We start from the raw sequence: 19,782 nt of genomic DNA on the forward strand, positions 1-19,782 counted from the left end.
TCACCCCGCGATCCGTACGGTCGTGCTGGCGCCCCAGATCGCCAGCGACAGGAAGAAGTCCAGGACGTTGATCGCCACGATCGAGGTCCGCACCGCGCGGCCCACCGCGACGCCTACGCCTGCCGGGCCGCCGCTCGCGTAGTAGCCGTAGAAGCAGTGCACCAGGATGATCAGAACGGCGAAGACCAGCACCTTCCCGAAGGACCACAGGACGTCCACCGGGGGCAGGTACTGCTGGAAGTAGTGGTCGTAGGTGCCCGTGGACTGCCCGTAGTAGCCGGTGGTGATGGTGCGGGCGGCCAGGTACGAGGACAGCAGGCCGACCACGTACAGCGGGACGACGGCCACGAACCCGGCGATCATCCGCGTCGTCACCAGGAACGGCAGCGACGGCACGCCCATCACCTCCAGCGCGTCGGTCTCCTCGCTGATCCGCATCGCGCCGAGCTGGGCGGTGAACCCGGCGCCGACGGTCGCGGACAGCGCGAGCCCGGCCACCAGCGGGGCGATCTCACGGGTGTTGAAGTACGCCGAGAGGAACGCCACGAAGTTGGAGGTGCCGAGCTGGTTGAGCGCGGCGTACCCCTGCAAGCCCACTTCCGTGCCGGTGAAGAACGACAGGAAGGCGATCACGCCGACCGTGCCGCCCACGACGGCGAGCGCGCCCCGGCCGAAGCTCACCTCGGCGAGCAGCCGCAGGATCTCCTTCTTGTAGCGACGCAGGGTGCGCCCCGTCCACGCCAGTGAGCGGCCGTAGAAGGAGAGTTGGGTGCCCAGCGCCTCTAGGGACTTCAGTGGGCGGTCGATGAGTCTCATCGGCTAACCCCTCTGGGGGACGACCTGGAAGTACACCGCGGTCATCACGAAGTTGGTCACGAACAGCAACATGAAGGTGATCACCACCGACTGGTTCACCGCGTCGCCCACACCCTTGGGTCCGCCCTTCGCGGTCAGCCCCTTGTAGGAGGCGACGATCCCGGCGATCGCGCCGAACACCAGCGCCTTGACCTCGGCCGCCCACAGGTCGGAGAGCTGGGCGAGCGTGGTGAAGGAGGCCAGGTAGGCGCCCGGGGTGCCGTTCTGGAGAACGACGTTGAAGAAGTAGCCGCCCGCCACGCCGACCACCGACACCAGGCCGTTGAGCAGCACCGCCACCAGCATCGACGCCAGTACGCGGGGGACGACCAGCCGGTGGATGGGGTCGATGCCCAGCACCTGCATCGCGTCGATCTCGTCGCGGATCTTCCGCGCCCCGAGGTCGGCGCAGATCGCCGTGCCGCCGGCGCCCGCGATCAGGAGTGCGGTGACGATGGGCGAGGCCTCGCGCAGCACGGCGAGCACGGAGGCGGCCCCGGCGAAGGACTGGGCGCCCAGCTGCCGGGTGAGGCTGCCGATCTGGAGCGCGATGACCGCCCCGAACGGGATGGAGACCAGGGCTGTCGGCAGGATGGTGACGCTCGCGACGAACCACGTCTGCTGGATGAACTCCCGTGCTTGGAAAGGCCGTCGGGGGATCGTCCGGACGACGTCCAGCGCCATCGCGAAGAGGCTGCCCGAGTGCCGCAGCGCTCCGATGGGTGACAGGCTCACGCGCCGGCCACCTCCTTCTGGTGCAGCGCGGCCTCGCGCCGGGCGATGGCCTCCCAGCGGGGTGGCCGGGCGATGCCCGGCCCCGGCAGCAGGCGGGGAGCCGGCTCCTGGACGACAGCGCTGTCGTCGATCTGCGCGAGCTCCTGCTCGACCTGGGCGGCGTCCTTCTCCTCCGCCATGCCGATCGGACCCTGCATCCGGCCGTTCAGGAACTGCCGTACGACGGGCTCTTCGCTGGCCAGCAGCTGTTCGCGCGGTCCGAACATCACCAGCTCGCGGCGGAACAGCAGCCCGATGTTGTCCGGCACCTGGCGGGCCGAGGCGATGTCGTGCGTGACGATCAGGAAGGTCGCGTCGATCTGGGCGTTGAGGTCGACGATGAGCTGGTTGAGGTAGGCCACGCGGACCGGGTCGAGGCCCGAGTCGGGTTCGTCGAAGAGGATGATCTCCGGGTCGAGGACGAGGGCCCGGGCCAGCCCGGCGCGCTTGCGCATCCCGCCGGAGATCTCACCGGGCAGCTTCCCCTCCGCGCCGATCAGCCCGACCATGTCCATCTTCTCCAGCACGACGCGCCGGATGTCGCTCTCGGACTTACGGGTGTGCTCGCGCAACGGGAAGGCGATGTTGTCGTAGAGGTTCATCGAGCCGAACAGCGCGCCGTCCTGGAACAGCACGCCGAAGAGCTTGCGCACCTCGTACAGGTCGTGCTCGCGCAGCTTCGTGATGTCCCGGCCCTGGATGGTGATGGAGCCGCGCTCCGGCTTGAGCAGGCCGACGAGCGTCTTGAGGAACACCGACTTGCCCGTGCCCGAGGGGCCGAGCATGACCGAGACCTCCCCGGCGGGCAGCGTCAGCGAGACGTCCTGCCAGATGACCTGGTGACCGAAGGACTTGGTCAGCCCTTCCACACAGATCTCGACACCCATCCGGTCCACCCTTCAGCCCGTGGAGCAGCTCCAGCAGCTCTGACATCTGCTCTACGGGGAGGGGCGGGGCGTCCGTCGCTCGAGTGGCGGATTTTTTTCGGGCGGGTTTCCGGGCGGGTTTGCCGACGCTACGGAAGCGGACTCGGTGTCGGCCCGGGGAGCGAGGCGGACGGTACGGCCGAAGCCTCCGGAACATCCGGGACCGCCGTGTCCGTCGGCACCGCGGAGGACTCCAACGGCAGGTCGGGGACGTCCACCGGCTGCGGGACGTCGGGCACCTGCGGGACCTCCGGCGCGGACAGCACGGGCAGCGGCGACACCGGGACGTCCGGAACATCCGGGACCTCCGGCAGCGACGGCACGGACAGCGGGAGGAACGATTCGGCGGCAGGGGACTCGGCCGCTCCGCGCTCGGCTGCCGCAGCCGTGGGCTCATTGCCCCGAGGCGTACGGCTCCCGCCACCGCTGTCCGGCCGCAATGTCTCCGCGTCCGGTGAGGCGGCCACAGGCCGAGGCGTCGTACCGCCCCCGCCTCCCCCGCTCCCACTGCCGTCGAGGGCGTACGGCAGCACGAACCCCGCCACCGCCAGGGACGCCGCCGTGGAGGCGACCGCCACGGCCTGTGCCCTGCCGACTCCGCGCGGCCGTCCCCACCCGATGAGGAACAGCGCGAACCCGAGCGTGGCGGCCAGCGACTGCCGCAGCGTCCGCCGGGCCCGGGCCAGCAGCGACTCGACGGTCCGGTAGCTCAGCCCCATCCGGACGGCGACCTGGCCGACGTCCAGGTCCTCCGACTTCAGCCGCAGCGCCTCGGCCTGCCGCGCGGGCAGCTCGCCACTGCGCACCGCCAGCCACTTGGCCTCGGCCCGGTCGCACACCGCCTCCTCGACGGGCACCGGGCCGGGGGCGACGAGCGTCGGGCTGGTGCGCACCTCGGCTTCGCGGTTCACCTGCCGGTAGCGGTCGACGCACAGTCGCATCGTCACCGTCGTCAACCAGGCCGCGAGCCGCTCCTCATCCAGGTCGGGCCGCTCGGCGGCACGCAGCATCGCCTCGTGCACCGCGTCCTCGGCGTCCTCCGGGCTCATCGACCTGCGCCGGGCCACCTTGAGCAGGTGCTCGCGGTGGCTCCACATGCGCCGCCACCGCTCGTCGGCCGCGTGCGTCTCCGCAGGTGTCTCTGCCTCTGCGGGCATGTCCGCAGGCATGTCCGTCGCCATGAGGGCCCCTTCGCGCTCACCCACCGGTCTCGTGCTGTCCGGCGGGTGGCGACATTACCGCCGAGTATCGGCGGTTGTGGAGGGGGAGGCGGTCATCGAGTCCGCGCTGTTACTGGTGAGTGGGGCGCCGCTGGGCAGCAGGTCGGGGGTGGTGAGCACCAAGTCCGGGTCGGATGCGGGGAGTCGTGGCTCGTCCGGCTTCTCGGGGTCGGTGGCGGGGCGGGGTCTGGCCGGGGCCGGGGAAACAGGGGCCGACGGGGTGCGAGACGGCTGGGCACTCCGCCGGGCGGAGGGTGTCGGTGTCGGCGAGGCCTCCTTCGGCTTCGAGGGGGACCGCGACGGCTCGGGTCGAGCGGAGGAGGACTCGGCGGAGGGCCCTGCGAAGGACCCGGCGGAGCCGTCCGGCACCACCCGGTGCCCTTCCAGGAAGTACGCGTACCAGGCCCGGACCGTGCGCAGATAGGCCGTCGAGTGGTTGTAGCCGAGGATCGCCCGATCCAGCTCGGCGGGGACGGACAGGTCCCGGCCACCGGCACACAGATACCGTCCGGCGGCGAGTGCCGCGTCGAAGACGTTGTTCGGATCCGTACGCCCGTCGCCGTTGCCGTCCGCGCCCCAGCGGGCCCAGGTCGACGGGATGAACTGCATCGGACCCACCGCACGGTCGTACGCCGTGTCTCCGTCGTGGGCGCCGCCGTCGGTGTCCCGGATCAGTGCGAAGGCCACGCCGTCCAGGCGCGGCCCGAGGATCGGCGCCAAGGTCGTACCGTCCGACGCCACCCTGCCACCGCGCGCCTGCCCCGACTCCACCTGCCCGATCGCCGCCAGCAACTGCCAGCGCAGCCGGCAGCCGGGCGCCTCGCGCGCGAGGCGGCCCTCGGCCCGCCGATAGGCGGCGAACACGCTGGCAGGCAGCGCGCCGCCCACCTCCTCCTCCGCTGCCTGGCCGCCCGGGCGCTTCCCGGTCCGCAGCGGCGGAAGCTCGGTCCGGTACGGCGCGTCGCCGGACACGCTCGGTCCCTCCTCGGCCGGTGCCTGACCGGGCGCCGGTGCGGAAGCCCGCGCCGTGACCGCCCCCGGCGCCTGCGACGCGGTGAGCGCCGTCATCGCCGCCACCGCGACCGCCGCACCTCTGACACGCCTGCCCCTGTGCCCTGCCACGTCCCGCTCCCCTCCCTGTGAGCTTTCTGTCGTCTGCTCTACGGGGGAGGGGGGTGGGTCCGTCGCGGGGGTTTGCGCGCGTTGCCCGCTACGGCGGCGTCCGCGCTCCACTCAGCGCCTTCTCCGCTCGCTGGTCGACAGGGTGGGCGACCAGGTACGGGGAAGGCCGCCTTGACGAGCAGCAGCCCGGCGAGCTCGGACAGCACGCCCAACCACGTCGGGCCGGACGGCTCCCTCGTCTCAGGACAGGCCCGGGGTCCGGGCAGATCCCCGTCGGCATCAGACGGAGCCGCGGAACAAGGAGCGGCAGACGAGTCGAGCTTTACGCCGGGAAATTCACCACGGTGCTATGACGCTATGACCTGGGCAACCATGCAAGGAGGGCTCTTGTGTGGCTACCTTGATGGCTACATGAGACGGCATCCCGCCCTGGAGCGGTCCGGACGGGGGCTTCGTCACTATTGGAGTCAGGCGGTCTGCTCGATGCGCTCGAAGACGTCCGAGTCTGTCTCCGTGCCGCTGCCTCTTGCAGGCGAACCCGACGGTGGTCGCCTAGACCGCGAGCCCATCGACGGCTGGACGGTGCGGTACCTGCGCAATGTCGCAAGGCGGGACGCGATCAGATTCCGACTCGCCGCGCGCAGCCTCATGGCCATCACGGTGGACACCCCCAACCGCCTCCAAGGCCGCGAGTTCGACGTAACCCTCACTTGACACTCCTTCTCGGGCCACCAAGACGCCTCGGCCTTGCAGTGGTGATGGAGAAGTCGGGGCGAGCGTAGCCCCACCCGTCCGATTGAAGCGGCCTTGGCGGCTTTCCGATTCAGCCGTCGTACTGAAAGCGCGCCGACTCGCCGAGTACTGAGCGGGCGCTCTCGAAGTCGGCCAAGCGAGCCGCCACTGTGGCCACGGCGAGGCGTTCCGGGAGGGCGGCGGAGAATTTCAGGCCGCGTACGGCCCGGCGGTCCACGTCAGGCAGGACAAGGTTCTCGCCGACGTTGTCACGGGCCGCACGCCAGTCGGCCGGGGTGAGGTTCTCGCGCAGGCGCAGCCAGCTGTCGGTGGGCCGTTGCAGGGGGTCGGTGACCGACTGGAGGGTGGCCGCCAGGGTGGCGTTGGCGCGGTAGCCGGCCCAGGTCCACCACCGGACATCGGAACCGACGCGCGTGATCAACGTACCGCCCGGGTGAACGGTGCCAGGTGCGTCGGTTTCGCGCTGTTCGGCCAGGCACGACTCCGCACGCCGAGTGAGAGAGACGGGCGGGTTCGCACCTAGCAGTACCTCGCGCATGGCACGCGTCAGGGCGTACGACAGTCCGGCGACGCCGCCATGCATCCACTTGGCGATTCCGCCGCCGTCGGCCGGCTCGACGAAGACGCGTTTGCGCAGCCAGTCGATGTACGTGACCTGCCAACTGCGTCCACCGAGGAGCAATCGCCGGGGGCCGGGGCGTTCCTCGGTGAGCACGCTCGGGTCGGTGCGGCCGATCTCCGTGCGTCCGGACAGGACGGTGAACTGCGGAGGTGCGGTGAATGAGGCGGTGAGTTCGATGAAGTGCCGTTTGCCGAAGCGGCGTTCCGCCTCGGGGCCGACGAACAGCATCCCACCGTCGCTGTCGAGGTAGCCCTCCTCGGTGAGGAAGCGCAGGATGGGGGCAGCCGACTTGTCGAAGGGGGCGAGACCGTTCCACTGCCGGTCCCACAACCGGTCGCCGAGCTTGTGTTGTTGCAGGGTGACGGCCAGCAGTTGCTGGGCCACCAGGTGACGCGGCCCCGGCGGCGGGACGACCGGTTCCACCCAGCCCCGCGACCACAGCAACAAGAGGCCCGCCGCCTGCAGCAGTGTGTCCTTGCGGGTGGCGAGGAACAGACAGTTCCGCGCAGTGCCGGAACGCCGGCCGGTGCGGCCGATGCGCTGCAGGAATGAGGCGACGGAGGCCGGTGAGTCGATCTGGATGACGCGGTCCAGGTCACCGACGTCAATGCCGAGCTCGAGGGTCGATGTCGAGACGATGACGCAGTCTCGGGCCTCGGCGAACGCCTGCTCGGAACGGGTGCGTTCATCGACGGAGAGCGAGGCGTGGGACAGGAAGACAGTCACCTCGCGCGCGCGGAGCGCCGCGCCCAACTCCTCGACCTGGCGGCGCGAGTCGCAGAAAACGAGCCGCTTCTCTCCTCTGTGCAGTGCCGCGATGAGTTTGGCCGCATTGTCGAGGGAGCCGACGTAGTCGAGTTCGACTTCGCCCGCAGGCCTGCTGGACGGCTCGGGACTCGCTTTGTCGCCGTGTCCGCTGCCGTCGGTGGCCGGCAACTGCACTCCAGGGGCGACCACCTGACCGCTGCGGCTGCCGACGCCCGCGCCCTGCAGCCAGTGCAGCAACTCGGCCGGGTTACCGACGGTCGCGGAGAGCCCGACGCGTTGGATGGGCCGTCCGGTGACCCGCTCCAACCGTTCGAGCACGGCGAGCAGGTGCCATCCCCGGTCGTCCCCTGCGAACGCGTGCACTTCGTCGATGACGACGGCCCGGACGCTTCCCAACAGGCGGGCGTGGTCGGTCTTGACGCCGATCAGCATCGCTTCGAGCGACTCGGGCGTGGTCAGCAGGATGTCCGGCGCCTCAGCCCGAATGCGCTGCCGTTGCGATTCCTTGGTGTCACCGTGCCAGAGCGCAGCGCGTCGCCCCAGCCACTGGGCGTAGGAGTCGACGCGGCCGACCAGGTTGTTGAGCAGTGCCTTGAGCGGACACAAATACAGCACGGATGTGCCTGTCCACTTCTGCTCCGTCATCGCCGACAGCAGGGGGAAGCAGGCCGCCTCGGTCTTGCCCCCCGCCGTCGGAGCCAGCAGGACGGCGTCCTGCCCCTGCATGAGCGGTGTGATCGCCGCCCGCTGCAGGGGACGCAGATCGGGCCAGCCGAGAGTGTTGACGATGTGATGCAGGACGACGGGGTCGAGCCGGTCCAGTACGTCGGCGTCCTCGTCACCCGAGTCTTTCCCGGCCTGGCCTGCCGCGTCCGCCATCACAGCTCCAGGTCGATGTCATCGGCCGACGCGGAGTTTCCGGAGACCGTGGCGGCCAGGTTGCGCTCGACATCGGTGAGTTCGCTGCCGGCGACGGTGAGCCGGTAGTGCTGCCGGGGGTCGAAGTCATCGAACTGGTCCACGCGGTCGAGCACGTCCCCGACGAGCTTCTTCAGGAACAGCCGGGGCGCCACCCCGACCTTCCCGCCCAACGCCCCGCCGACGGCCACCGCAAGGTCGGCGACATACGCGTCGTCGACGACCTTCCGCACACGATCGGGCATCTCCGCGGCATCGGCGTACAGGTCACGGATGGTGAGGCCGAGTCCGACCAAGGACTCCTGGTTGAAGCCGGGAAGCCTGATCTGCACGGCGCGAGGGTTGTCAAAGCGCGGGTCGGTGGTGAAGTCGGTGGCCAGCCGCTGAGCGAGCGGGGCCAGACGCTGCACGCCCTGCTGGCCTTCGTAGAAGGCCGGGGTGCCCGTGATGACGAGATAGAGGCCGGGGAAGCGGCCTGAGTGCACCTCGTCGATGAGCTGCCGCAGCGCGTTGAGTGCCTTGTCGCGGGCGTCCGACCGGACCCGCTGCAGCGTCTCCACCTCGTCGAGGACGACGAACAGCCCGGTGTGCCCGGAGTCGCGCAGCACGGTGAGCAGCCCCTGCAGAAACCCGAGCGCACCGAAGTGGTCGAGGTCGCCGCGTACCCCGGCGGTCCGGCGGGCGGAGGCCGCGACGTGCGGCTGGCCGCCGAGCCACGCCAGGACGGCCGCGGCGGTCGCCTCGTCGCCGCCCGCGAGGGCGGCCCGGTAGCCACGCAGAGCGGTGGCGAAAGACGGGGCGTGCCGGGAGACCTCGGCGAGCCGTGCGACGAGCAGCTTCTCCACCTCGCCCGGAAGCTCCTCCTCGGTCGCGCCGGCCGCGAGGGCGTCCTCCTCCAGGGCGTAGAACCAGGCGTCGACCACGGGCCGCAGCGCGCTGGGCGGGAAACTGGAGGTGGTGAGCCGTTCGGTGAGCCGCCGGTAGACCGTCTCCAGCCGGTGCAGCGGGGTCTCGTTCTCCGAGACCTGGATCTCGGCCACGGCGAAGTTGCGGCGCTTGGCCCGCTCTCCCAGCCAGCGGGTGAAGAACGTCTTGCCGGACCCGTACTCACCCCGTACGGCCTTGAACACGGACCCGCCCGACGCCACGGCGTCCAGCTCCGCGTCCAGGGCCGCCTCGAACCGGCCTAGGCCGGTGGCCAACAGATCGAGTCCGCTCTCGGGCACGGCACCGCGCCGCAGCGCGTCGATGACGGTACGGCGGCGGGCGGCGCTCACCTGGGCGGGGCGCTGGGATCCAGTGGTGCTCACGGCTACCAGTGTTCCATTTCCCGGACCACCGCAGTACGGGACCGGGGGCACCTCATCATCGCCAGCGCTCTCGGGCCGGGCCTTCCCGGTCGTACCCGCGTGAGACCATGCGGCGCATGGTCGACCAAGCGCTGACGCGGGAGATCCTCAAGGACCGCGGGTTCTCAGGGTTCGTCCCTTTCTCGAAACTGAACGAGGTGGGCGTGCCCCTGGGTGCCGGCGTCTACGTCGTCATGCGCCCCGATCCGTCCGACCCGGTTTTCCTTCCGCGGAGTCCGGCTGGGCATTTCAAGGGCCGTGATCCCTCCGTGCCTCATGACTCGTTGGCTGATGCCTGGGTCGGTGAGGCCATGGTGCTGTACGTCGGCAAGGCGACCACGGGCAAGAGCGGTCGGCGTGGACTCCGGAAACGGCTCGACGAGTACCGACGTCACGGCGTCGGCGAAGCGGTTGGTCACTGGGGTGGGCGCTACGTCTGGCAGTTGGCGGACTCGGACTCGTTGCTGGTCGGATGGCTGCCGACGCCGGAGCGAGACCCTGGCGAAGTTGAAGCTCTGCTGATCGCCGAGTTCATCGGGGTCCACGGGAAGCGACCCTTCGCGAACCGAAACAGGGGCCGCCTCATCAAGTAGCTTCGGGAGTCGGTGAGGCATGGCCGCCCCACGGCGTGCTCGTCCACGACCGGGAAGCAAGCCCTGGAGCAACCCTTTCTCGGCCTCACCCGGCAGGCATGCGCACCACTTCCGACGTCGTGTCAGCCCGTCCCGAGCGCGAACTGCTCGCGCAGCAGCGCCTCGTGGAGCCGTAGGGTGCGGCCATCCAGCAAAGTCTCCAGCACCTGTACGCCGTCGTAGTTGAGCAGTTGCCGCAGAACCGCCGCGAAGCCGTCGCCCCGGGTGGTGGGCATGCCCGCGCGCTGGGCGAGCGCAGTCACGGGCAGGGTGCCGCCCGCGTCGAGCAGGGCGGCGAGGGCCTTGTGGACCTGCTCCTGCTGCGGCTTACGGGCCAGGCCGTCGAGCTGCCCCTGGTAGGCCTCCGAGCCGAGCAGTGCCGTCACGAGAGTCTCGGTTCGGGAGATCAGGGTCGGCGTGAGCAGGGCGTCGTCGCCCTCGGAGGTCAGCTCCACGTCGAAAAGCGCGTCGTGCGTTCTCGCGAGTTCCGCCTGCTTCCTCTGGGACTTCCCTGTCGGCTTCTTCGACTCGGCGGATGCAGCGCCGACCACCAGCTGAGTGGTTCGCTCACTCGACAGCGCCGTCCTCCCGGCCTCCTCCGGAGCCCACCAGGGTGGCCGCTGGTCTCCCAACTCCCTCCATCCCTTGGGTGGTTCCGCCCCGAACGGCAGGAAGGCGAGCACCGGGATGGTGAACTCGGCGAGGGAGGCGCCGCCGTGGTAGCCGGCCTTGAGGGCGGTGTAGCGGGAGTCTGCGTCCCACAGCGCCACGATGGACGCGCCGGACTCGGGCCACACCACGCGCGGTCCGGAGAGGGCGATCTCCCGGTCGGCGAGCGGGCCGTTGCCAGGCAGACGGTGCCGAGCGGACGCGGGATCGGCGGCGGTGTCGACCTTCCTGCCGTGCCGGTCGACGACGTGGCCGTGGTCGCTGGTGACGATGACCGCCATGCCCTGGGCCGCCGCCACCCGGAGCAGGTCGCGCAGGCCCGGCACGTCGTCGACCCGCCAGGCTCCGTCGCCGAGTTTCTGTTCCTTGGCGAGGCGGTCGTCGATGGCGTTGAGGACGACGGCGACATGGGTCCTGCCGTCGGTGAGCGCTTCCGTGAGGGCCGGGCCGAAGGTGTCACCCGCGGTCTCGGTGCGCAGGTCGTCCTTGTGGAAGACGGCGGCCGGGGCCCCGCTCCACAGCTTCAACGTAGGAAAGATCCGCTTCTCGTCGGCCTGGGTGCCCTTCATCAGGCTGCCCGCGAAGAGCGACGTCCGGGACACGGCCGTCACGGTGGGCAGGGCGGCGGCCATCGCCCGCCGACGCGGGGTGTCCTCGGCCAGCGGGTCGAACTCCGCCCAGGAGCGGCGCAGTTCCTCGCCGAGTTCGTTCGCTATGGCGGCGCTCATGCCGTCGAGGACGAGCAGCAGCACCCGCCGCTCCTCCCCGCGCCGGACGACGGGTCCGACCACCCGGTCGAGGAAGGTCTCGACGGTGAGCATGCCGCCGGGTCGGGTGCCGTCCTGCGTCCAGCCGGCCAGCGAGCGCGCGAAGGACGCGTCGATCTGCCGCCGCCGGTCTCTGACGCGCGTGCCGAGCGTGTCGTAGGCGGCCTTGAGGACGAGGTCCGGATCGCCTCCGGCCTCGATGTGCTCCAGGGCGAGGTCGACCCAGCCGGTCTCGGTGATGTGCCGCTGTATGGCGTCGGCGACGGTGGGTGCGTCGGCGGACGGGTCGGTGGCCAGCCAGAGGGCGAGGCGCTGGCCCATGCGGGCGCGTTCGGTGCGGGCGGACTCCTCCGGATCGGCGGCAAGCCTGTGGTCAGCGAGCCGTCGCACGGCCTCCGCGACCGCGGCCGTGTCGCCCGCCGCGAGGGCCTGGCCGACGGCGGTGAACCGGGCTTCCAGTCCGCCGCGCAGCACGGGGCTCGCCGCGACGGCCGCGTCCGCGCCGAACTGGCGGGCCAGCACGGCGGCCCGGTCGAGCACGATGCCGCTGGTGCGGCGCGCCTCCCGGGCCTGGTCGGCGTCGGCGCCGCCGCCCCGGTGTCCGGCCGTCAGCAGCGTGCTCACATACTCCTCGGCGGACCGCCCGAAGACGCCCACCAGGGAGTCGAGTTGTTCGCCGACGGCCGGGGGCTGATCGCCGAAGTAACGTTCGGCACGGCCCCGGGCCCGATACGTCTCGGGTGCGGGCTCGGCGTGCTGCCAGAGGGCCTCACACACGAGGCCGAAAGCGGCGGCGTCCGCGCCGCGCTCGGCGTCGACGAGAGCGAGCAGAGCCCGTCCGGCGAGACCGGCCTGGTCCTCCTCACCGAGGAAGGCGGTCAGCCCGGCGCGCTCGGGCCCCCGCAGGCCCAGCAGCCGCTCGGGAGCTCCGGGCCGGGTCGACCACTGCAGCAGGGTCTGCGCGTCGAGCCGGTCCTCGCCGGGGCCTCGCGGGCCGCCCTCGGTGTCGTAACGGCCGAGGCGCAGGCGGCGCTGGGCGAGTGCGGTGAGGGCGTACTGCCGGGACAGCCAGCCGCCGGGCACGGGCGGCCAGCCGCCGGGCGGGGTGGCGTCGAGCAGGGCTTCGGCGGCCCAGTTGACGTCCTTGAGGCGCGGGTCGATCTGCCGGGCACCGAACGCCTCCCGCACGACGTCCCAGCTGTCGACCATGTCGATGCGCTGTTTGTGGACGCGGGCGGTGATCGCCGGGTCGAGTTCGTTCTGCTCGCGGTCGGTGAGGACGACCAGGACGGCGGGGCCGGGGCGCTGGCCCGCCAGGTGGTCGAGGACGAGCTCGTGGACGGCGAGCGGTGAGGGAGCGACCGCGACGCCTGCCGTCCGGCCCTCGCCCCAGGCGGGCTCGGCGGGCCCGTCCCACTGGGGCGCGGACCGCAGCAGCACGACCCGGCGCCGCCCCTGCTCCTCTCCGGTCAGGGAAACCGCGAGGTGCGTCTGCGAGGACAGGTACTGGGTGACGGTCGCGGTGTTCAGCCGGACGGCGCCTGGGACGGCGGCGACGGTGTCCGTCATTCGACGACCTTCCAGGTGATCTCGATGGTCGCGTCGGGGTGGCGTGCGGCCAGTTCGGACAGTTCCGCCTGGAGGTCGGCGGCGGCGCGCGCCACGGTCGTACGGCGGCCACCGGCCGTGCGCGAGGAGCCGCTGCCGGAGGGGGCCGGTGCGGGGGTCTCCTGCGGGGTGTAGGGGATGCGCGGGTCGCTGGTCGGTGTGTTCAGGGACAGGTCGTCGGCCGTGGGCCGGGGCGCGACGGGCGGCGGCGGGGTGGCGGCTTGGCTGCGCTTCACCAGGGCGACGACCTCGCGCTGGGTGCGGGCCAGGGCGTCGCGCAGGTCCGCGGTGCGCTGGTCGTCGCGGGCCACGTGGCGCAGCGAGTCGAGCAGTGCCGCGCCCTCGGGGCCGAGTCCGGCGGCGAGTTCGAGGGTGCTCCAGGGCGCGGAGGCGACGGCCTCCGCTACGCCGCGGGCCTGCTTGATGGACGTCCCGTACCGGTCGGCGCTGGTCTCCCCCAGGTCGAAGGAGGCGAGGGCCTCCACGGTCTTCTTCGCCCCGGCGGCGCCCTTGCCCGCCTCGGCCGTGAGCGCGTCCAGCAGTTGCAGGGAGCGGCGGGCGAGGGCGAGGCGTCCGGTGTCCGCGGTCTGGTCGAGGCCGAGGAAGGAGGCGTGGGCGTCCAACTGGTGCACCAGGTCCGCCGCGTGGTCCCGGTGGGCGCGGGCGGCCTCGATGATCTGGCGGGCGAACTGGTTGACCATCCGGCCGCGCCGCAGGGCGGGCGCCTTCTGCCCGAAGACCGTCTCGAAGCGCTGCCGTGCCGTGTCCCAGTCGGTCTCGGCGGGCAGCGGCTGGCTGCGCAGCGCGTCATGGTCCTTGATCGCGGACAGTTCGGGCGCGGGGTCGAGCACGGTGCCGCCGCGCACCCACACCCGGTCGTCCATCTCGGCGAAGGAGGCGACGACGAGCCGGGCGAGGAAGTCGGGCAGGCCGCGGGGGTCGGGCTGATCCGTCCAGTCGGTCAGGGTGATCAGGGACAGGTCCCCGGTGACGCCCTGAGCACTGGCGAGCCGGCGGAAATGGTCGGCCCAGTAGCGGGACAGCTCGAAGTACGCCTCCTTCTGCTGCCCGAGGCGCAGGGGTCCGGCGATCCGCTGCATGAGCCTGCGGTCGGCGGCCGGGACCTCCACCCGCCCGTCACGCGCCTCGGCGGCGGCCCGCACATGGGTGAACACCTTGCGGGTATCGGCGGACTTGACGGCGGTGCCGGTGTCGTCGGGGTCCAGGTCCGGGTGCGCCGGGTACTGGTGGGCGAGCAGCTTGCCCGCGACGTGCCGGATGCCGTCGTGCAGGCTTTGTCCGAAGGACAGGGTGAGACCGTCGACATCGGGCAGCGGGACGAGGTGGTCGTCGAAGTCCGGCACGACGTCGGCGGCCTGCTTCTGGGCGAGCCCGTACGCCTGCTTGAAGGCACCCCTGACCTGCTTGAGCAGCGCCTCGCGCTGGGTTTCGAGGAGGCCCTTGGCGCGGCTGCGGTTGTCGGCGTTGAGGTGGCCGGCGTACTGGGTGTCGAAGCGGTGTTCGTCGGCGAGGGCCTTGTCGATGACGACGAGACGCCGGAAGTCGGTGAAGCGCTGCGCGGACAAGCGGGCGGGCAACCAGGCGACCGTGCGGGACCACTCGCCCTGCTGCCGCTCGCGCAGCCGCCGGATGCGTTCGACGTCCTCGGCCCAGCCCCAATTGCCCTCGTCGAAGGGGAGGTCTATGGCGATCCGCCAGCGGCCGTCCTCCTGCGGCATCAGGTCGTGGTCGGGCAGTTCGTCCTCGTCGGCGACGTTGCCGAAGACGATCTCTGCGGTGCGGGAGGTGCCGCGCCAGGTGAAGCTCAGCTGGTCGCTCAACTGCCCGTGCTCGACGCCCAGTTCCTCGGACAGCAGCCGCCGGGCGAGGGCGACGCGGTTGCCGGGGTTGTCGTTGACCTGGGCGTTGGCGATGACGGAGTCGACGTCGACGCCGGACAGCTCAAGACGTACGCCGGGGTTGGCGTCGGTGCCGGTCTCCTTGATCTCGGGGAACCGGGCGGCCCACTCGGCGACCTTGTTCTTGATGATGCCGACCTCGGCGCCCGGGATGGGTGCGAGGACAGACCCGTGGTTGAGGGCGCCGAGCCGCCGGATGGTCAGTTCGGCCAGGGAGGGCACGCTGGGCGCGAGCGCCGACAGCAGCAGGGTGCACACGAGCCGGTTGTCGCCGGCGAACATGCGGCAGCGGTTGGCGCGCTGCGGGTCGGTGACGGCATCGGGGCGGTTGACGAACTGCTCGACGTCGTCCTCGGTGATGTCGTACGAGCTGAGGAGGTAGGGCCGCAGTTTGGTCTTGTAGAGCTTGTCGGCGGCCTCGAAGACGACCTTCAGGCTGTCGGTGAACGGCTTGTCGCCGCCGGCCGCGATCACCGGGTAGAGGTCGCCGACCGGGATGAGCTGCCCGAGCCGGATCTCGTTGCGGTGGTCGGCGAGCAGCTGCCCCATCAGCTTCAGACCGGTGCGGGAGCGCTGCAGCGCGGACGAGATGTGGACGAGGGTGTCCATGAATGCCGGCGAGAAGGGGTACGTCAGCCGGAACGACTCCGCGTCCGCGCCGGTCGTGCCCTTCTCCGAGCCGAGGAGGGTGTCCCAGACCTGGGTGCCGACCCGCTTGGTCTGCTCGAAGGCCGCGTCGACGAGCCGTTCCGCCTCGGCGTCCTTCGGCTTGAGGATGCGCGCGTGAGCGATCTGCGGGAGGTTGCGGTCCTCCAGGGTGATCTTGTCGAACCGGCCGGAGGCCAGGTTGAGGGTGTCCTGGATGGAGGCCTCGGCGGCGCCGGACACCTCTTCGCCGACGAGTTCCCGCAGGTCGCGCTGGCGGGCGATGAACGACACGACGGGGATGGCGCGGCGGGCGTCACCGCCCTCCACGAAGTTCGTGATCTTGCTGGCCTCGCGGGCCACGAACTTCTGCTCGTGGATGAGGGTCGCGAGCCAGAGGATCAGCTCGTCCAGGAACAGGATCAGTCCGTCGTAGCCGAGCGACCTGGCGTGCTCGGCGATGACGGACAGACCGGCGTCCAGGGAGATGAAGCCGTGCTCGTTCTCGGTGGCGTTCTTGGCGAAGCCGGGGAAGAGGTTCGTGCTGGCGTCGTTCACCAGCTTGGCGCGCAGCTCGGCCGGGGTGGAGGGGTTGCGGAGGTCGAGCGGGGTGCCTCCCTCGTGGTTCTCCTCGGCGGCGAGGGCGGTGTCGAGGAGCTGCGGGGTCCATGCGAAGCCCTCACCCCACTCGTCCGTCTCACCGTCGTCCGCGTCACCGCCGCCCAGGCCACGGATGACCGCCTCATCACCGTAGGTGGCACGGTTGGCCCGGATGTCGGCGAAGAGGGAGTCGGTCCGGTACACCTGCGGGGTCGGCGCGTCCGGATGCAGCTTCTTGACGTGCGTGACGTACCCGCCGAGCACACGCTGTTCGAGGGCCTTGGCGCCGAGCATGTGGTAAGGCACGAGCAGGAACCGCTTGCCGTCCGTGGTCAGCCACTCGTGCTTGGTGAGCACCGGATCGAATTCGGTACGGGCTCGGGCGGCCGGGTCGCCGCTGAGCAGCGCGTACAGCACGGCCATGAAGTGCGACTTGCCGGAACCGAACGAGCCGTGCAGGTAGGCCGCCTTGGATCGGTGCCCGTCGAGCGAGGACTTGATGAGGGCCAGCGCCTCGTCGAAGTTCTCCAGCAGCCGCTCGGTGACGACGTAGTCCTTGAGCGCGTTCTGGGCGCCTTCGGGTGTCGTGGCTTCGGCGAGGGACAGCACGAAGTCCGAGGTGGAGATGTTCTCTCTGATGTCGATGACATCGCGGAGGAGGGGCGGCTGGGCCATTTCGGGTCTCGCTCTCCCTGACGGTGGTCGGTGCTGCTGCTCGTACTCGGTGTCGTGCGGGCTCCGCCGCCGGGGCCCGTGGCCGGTCCGAGGGATGAGGCCGGGCTCAGGGGCACGGACGGCCGGTGCGGCGGGCCTGCTGTCTTGGCCGGTGGCGCGGACGGAACCGGGCATGCGGCGACCGGACGGGAACGACACTCACGGCGTCGGCCGGGTCAGGGTAGACGGGTTCGCGGCGTCTGCACTTTTTCGTCCCCCTCGTACTGAACGTCACCCGTACGGCCTGCGCATAGCACCCTACATCCGTACCCCCATCGACCCCGTGCCGTATACCCTCGCGTACCGTCCGTGCGGGCCGCTCCCGTCCCGCCGTGAGCACTACGGCCGCCATCGCCCCGACCGGTAGGCGTCCAGTAGTTGTCGGCTCGCGACCGTGAAGGGGTGTTCGGGGCCCAGGCCGCGTTCCCGCCGCTCGACGACGTCGCTCATCAGGGCGATCCCCTCCTCCACGTGTCCGAGCGCGGCCCGGGTCCGGGAGAGGAGTTGCCGGGCGGCGAGCACGATCGGGTACTCGGGTCCGAAGCGCCGCACATACGTCTCGGCGACCAGTCTGATCTCACGGTCGGCCTCGTCGCAGCGGCCCAGGAGGTACAGCGCCCATGCGTGGTTGTGCCGGGCGCCCAGGGTCACGGTGTGGTCGGGGCCGAGGGACCGCTCGCATTCCGACGGCAGCGTGAGCAGTGCCCCGCCTTCCTCGGTGAGCACTTCGGCGGCGGTCAGCGTCTCCAGCAGGCTGGCGCGGGCTCGCAGGGTCAGCGGATGCCTGGGACCCAGCGCAGAGCGCCGCCCGGTGACGGTGTCGCGGAGCAGTGCGACGGATTCCTCGCGTCTGCCGAGGTTCGCCAGCACGAGCTGGAGGCCGTAACCGCTGTCCGTGGTGTCGGGGTCGTCGCTACCGAACAGGCGCTCCTGTGCGTCCCGGACCGCGCGGAGCGCCGCTTCCGCTTCGGCGTACCTGCCCAGCCGGAACAGTGCCCGCCCCGCCCTGGAGCGGGCGGCGAGCACCGTACGGTGGTCCGCGCCGAGGAGGCGCTGTGCGAGGTCCGCCGCGCTGCGGGCGGTCTCCCAGGCGGAGAGGTAGTCACCGGTCCGGTGCAGGGCGACCGACAGCCGCGTCGCGACGGCCAGGGCGTCGGCGGCGGACGGCTCGCCGATGTGCCGCAGCAGGGCCAGCGCGTGCGGTACCAGCAGGCGCAGCCGCGGATCGTGCGGACCCGCGTCGGGTACGCCGGGCACGGCCGCGTCGAGCAGCCGGACGGCTGCCGTGTCGAGGACGGGCACCAGGTCCGCGGGGGTCGCCGCCGAGACGCTGTCGAGCAGGATGCCGTGACTCTGCAAGCAGCGCGCCCCGGCGGCGTCGACCAGTTCGGACAGCGACTGGTCGAGCAGGGCTCTGAGGGCTGTCTCGGTCCGGGCACGAGGCAGTACGGCGCCGATGCCGGTGTGGTTGAGCAGGGTCAGCGGCAGCGGCTCGGCGGCGAACCGGGCCAGCAGCCGGAGCAGGGCCGCCGCTTCGGGCAGCCCGCGCGCTTCGAACGCGTCGAGGGTCAGCTGCCAGGTCAGGCCGACCAGATGCCGGGGGTCCGCTTCGGACAGCGCGTCGGCTCCCCGGTCGATCAACTGGACTCGTTCGCCTCCGTCGAGTTGGTCCGCGTAGGCGTCCATCGTCCAGGGGTCGATGACCTGGTGGGAGAGGAAGCCGCCCGCCAGGCTCAGGGCGAGGGGCAGCCGCCCGAGCCGGTCCGCGACCCGCGCCGCCTGCTCCGTCGTACCGCTGTGCGGTGCGAGATCGCGCAGCACGAGCGCGGCGTCCTCCCGGGGCAGTACGCCGATGTACTGCAGCTCGGCGCCCGGCCACCATCGGGCCGCCGCTCGCCGTGTGGTCACCAGGACGATGCCGCGGGGGCTGGTGCGCAGCCAGTCGCCGTCCCGCAGGATCTCCGGCTCGTCGGTGTTGTCCAGGACCAGTAGCCAGGGTTCGGCGGAACGGTCGAGATACGCCCAGACGAGGTCGGCGGCAGGTCTGAGGCCGTTGCGTGCGGCGAGCAGTTCACCGTCGTCCGCCCCTCGGTCGGCGGCGACGGCGAGCATGCCGGCGCGCAGACTCGCCCGGTCGGAGGCGTTGACCCACAGGCCCACCCGGCCCTGTTCTCCGGTGACTTCCTGGAACAGGGCGCAGGCGACCGCCGTCTTGCCCGAGCCGCCCATGCCGTACAGCACGTAGACCTGCCCACCGCCCTCCGCGTCGACGCTCGCCCGCAGGCGTTCCATCACCTCGCTGCGGTCGCGGAGCGCGACGGGGGGCCGACCGACCGCCGGGCGTCGCACCGAGTCCGGTCCGCCGTGCTCCGGCCCGTCACCGCCGTAGTGGTGGTGCTCGCTGATGTGCTGGTCGCCCGATGACTGGTAGACACGTCCCTGGTCCTCGGCGTGGCCGTCCGTCCCGCCCGTCATCGCTCTGCGATGTGCTGGTCACGTCCCGCTTGGTAGACCCGGGCCTGACCGGACGCGGTGGCGTGCTGGGTGATCTGGCGGGCGGCCGAGCCACCGGGATCGAGTTGGTCCAGCAATGCGCGCAGTTCCTCGACGGCGGCTGGCCGGGCGACGAGCAGCCGCCGCACCAACCCCTGCCACTGGAGCCGCAGTTCGTCCAAGGTCTCCTGGTCGCCCGCCGCCGCGGCGGCCAATACGTCCTCGCGACCGGCTTCCAACTCTGCGGCGACGGTCTCGGCGCGCTCGGGTTGCGTCCGGCGCCAGAGCCGCGTGACCCCGTCACGTGCGTGGTGCCAGGCATCGGTCGCCATCAACGCGACCAGGGTGGTCCCCGCGCTCTGTGCGAGCAAGGCCACTTCTGCGTCCACAGCCGCCCCTCCGTTCACCCGATTTACCGACAGCAAGAT

Annotated in this window: 12 protein-coding genes; 1 reads left to right on the forward strand and 11 read right to left on the reverse strand. The window is 71.3% G+C overall.

What is annotated here, in order from left to right; all coding sequences use genetic code 11:
- From QNO09_RS10715 to brxD, 7 genes are all read right to left on the reverse strand, one after another.
- On the reverse strand, positions 1–816 hold the full coding sequence (locus QNO09_RS10715; protein WP_283969883.1) for an MlaE family ABC transporter permease: 816 nt from the start codon (positions 814–816) through the stop codon (positions 1–3).
- Between the two features lie 3 nt (positions 817–819).
- Positions 820–1,590, reverse strand: coding sequence for an MlaE family ABC transporter permease (locus QNO09_RS10720; RefSeq protein WP_283969884.1), 771 nt, complete (start codon positions 1,588–1,590; stop codon positions 820–822).
- Complete coding sequence (locus QNO09_RS10725) at positions 1,587–2,516, reverse strand: ABC transporter ATP-binding protein (RefSeq protein ID WP_283969885.1); 930 nt, start codon at positions 2,514–2,516, stop codon at positions 1,587–1,589. Before QNO09_RS10725 ends, QNO09_RS10720 begins: the two co-directional genes overlap by 4 nt.
- 128 nt (positions 2,517–2,644) lie before the next feature.
- Entirely contained in the window at positions 2,645–3,712 is a 1,068-nt protein-coding gene (locus QNO09_RS10730) for an RNA polymerase sigma factor (RefSeq protein ID WP_502962276.1), read from the reverse strand.
- A gap of 78 nt (positions 3,713–3,790) precedes the next feature.
- Positions 3,791–4,843 carry a lytic transglycosylase domain-containing protein gene (locus QNO09_RS10735; protein WP_283970099.1) on the reverse strand — a complete coding sequence of 351 codons (1,053 nt, stop codon included), beginning with the start codon at positions 4,841–4,843 and terminating at the stop codon, positions 3,791–3,793.
- Between the two features lie 877 nt (positions 4,844–5,720).
- Positions 5,721–7,919: a DEAD/DEAH box helicase gene (locus QNO09_RS10740; protein ID WP_283969887.1), complete on the reverse strand. Its 2,199-nt coding sequence runs from the start codon at positions 7,917–7,919 to the stop codon at positions 5,721–5,723.
- Complete coding sequence (brxD, locus tag QNO09_RS10745; protein ID WP_283969888.1) at positions 7,919–9,268, reverse strand: BREX system ATP-binding protein BrxD; 1,350 nt, start codon at positions 9,266–9,268, stop codon at positions 7,919–7,921. Before brxD ends, QNO09_RS10740 begins: the two co-directional genes overlap by 1 nt.
- Positions 9,269–9,384: 116 nt before the next feature.
- On the opposite strand from brxD, the gene QNO09_RS10750 reads away from it, so the two are divergent.
- Positions 9,385–9,900: a hypothetical protein gene (locus tag QNO09_RS10750; protein WP_283969889.1), complete on the forward strand. Its 516-nt coding sequence runs from the start codon at positions 9,385–9,387 to the stop codon at positions 9,898–9,900.
- A gap of 122 nt (positions 9,901–10,022) precedes the next feature.
- Here QNO09_RS10750 and pglZ read toward each other — a convergent pair whose 3' ends face one another.
- The 4 genes from pglZ to QNO09_RS10780 all read right to left on the reverse strand — a co-directional run bounded on the left by pglZ (position 10,023) and on the right by QNO09_RS10780 (position 19,743).
- The gene (gene pglZ, locus QNO09_RS10755; RefSeq protein WP_283969890.1) at positions 10,023–12,944 is read right to left on the reverse strand and encodes a BREX-2 system phosphatase PglZ; all 2,922 of its coding nucleotides are present in this window, start codon (positions 12,942–12,944) and stop codon (positions 10,023–10,025) included.
- On the reverse strand, positions 12,941–16,822 hold the full coding sequence (gene pglY / locus QNO09_RS10760; RefSeq protein ID WP_283969891.1) for a BREX-2 system ATPase PglY: 3,882 nt from the start codon (positions 16,820–16,822) through the stop codon (positions 12,941–12,943). Before pglY ends, pglZ begins: the two co-directional genes overlap by 4 nt.
- 378 nt (positions 16,823–17,200) lie before the next feature.
- A complete protein-coding gene (locus QNO09_RS39690; protein ID WP_349636958.1) occupies positions 17,201–19,336 on the reverse strand; it encodes a tetratricopeptide repeat protein in 2,136 nt (711 codons plus the stop codon).
- Positions 19,333–19,743: a hypothetical protein gene (locus tag QNO09_RS10780; protein WP_283969892.1), complete on the reverse strand. Its 411-nt coding sequence runs from the start codon at positions 19,741–19,743 to the stop codon at positions 19,333–19,335. The genes QNO09_RS39690 and QNO09_RS10780 overlap by 4 nt, the downstream gene beginning before the upstream one ends.
- Between the last annotated feature and the right edge of the window lie 39 nt (positions 19,744–19,782).

It is taken from the genome of Streptomyces sp. 378 (genome assembly GCF_030124145.1).
Taxonomy (GTDB): Bacteria; Actinomycetota; Actinomycetes; order Streptomycetales; family Streptomycetaceae; genus Streptomyces.

Excerpts from the sequence above, each read along its gene's own strand:
- QNO09_RS10740 (WP_283969887.1), bottom strand. The coding sequence starts at position 7,919 with ATGGCGGACGCGGCAGGCCAGGCCGGGAAAGACTCGGGTGACGAGGAC.
- pglY (WP_283969891.1), bottom strand. The coding sequence starts at position 16,822 with ATGGCCCAGCCGCCCCTCCTCCGCGATGTCATCGACATCAGAGAGAAC.
- QNO09_RS10715 (WP_283969883.1), bottom strand. The coding sequence starts at position 816 with ATGAGACTCATCGACCGCCCACTGAAGTCCCTAGAGGCGCTGGGCACC.
- QNO09_RS10735 (WP_283970099.1), bottom strand. The coding sequence starts at position 4,843 with ATGACGGCGCTCACCGCGTCGCAGGCGCCGGGGGCGGTCACGGCGCGG.
- pglZ (WP_283969890.1), bottom strand. The coding sequence starts at position 12,944 with ATGACGGACACCGTCGCCGCCGTCCCAGGCGCCGTCCGGCTGAACACC.
- QNO09_RS39690 (WP_349636958.1), bottom strand. The coding sequence starts at position 19,336 with ATGACGGGCGGGACGGACGGCCACGCCGAGGACCAGGGACGTGTCTAC.
- QNO09_RS10750 (WP_283969889.1), top strand. The coding sequence starts at position 9,385 with ATGGTCGACCAAGCGCTGACGCGGGAGATCCTCAAGGACCGCGGGTTC.
- QNO09_RS10725 (WP_283969885.1), bottom strand. The coding sequence starts at position 2,516 with ATGGGTGTCGAGATCTGTGTGGAAGGGCTGACCAAGTCCTTCGGTCAC.
- QNO09_RS10730 (WP_502962276.1), bottom strand. The coding sequence starts at position 3,712 with ATGCCCGCAGAGGCAGAGACACCTGCGGAGACGCACGCGGCCGACGAG.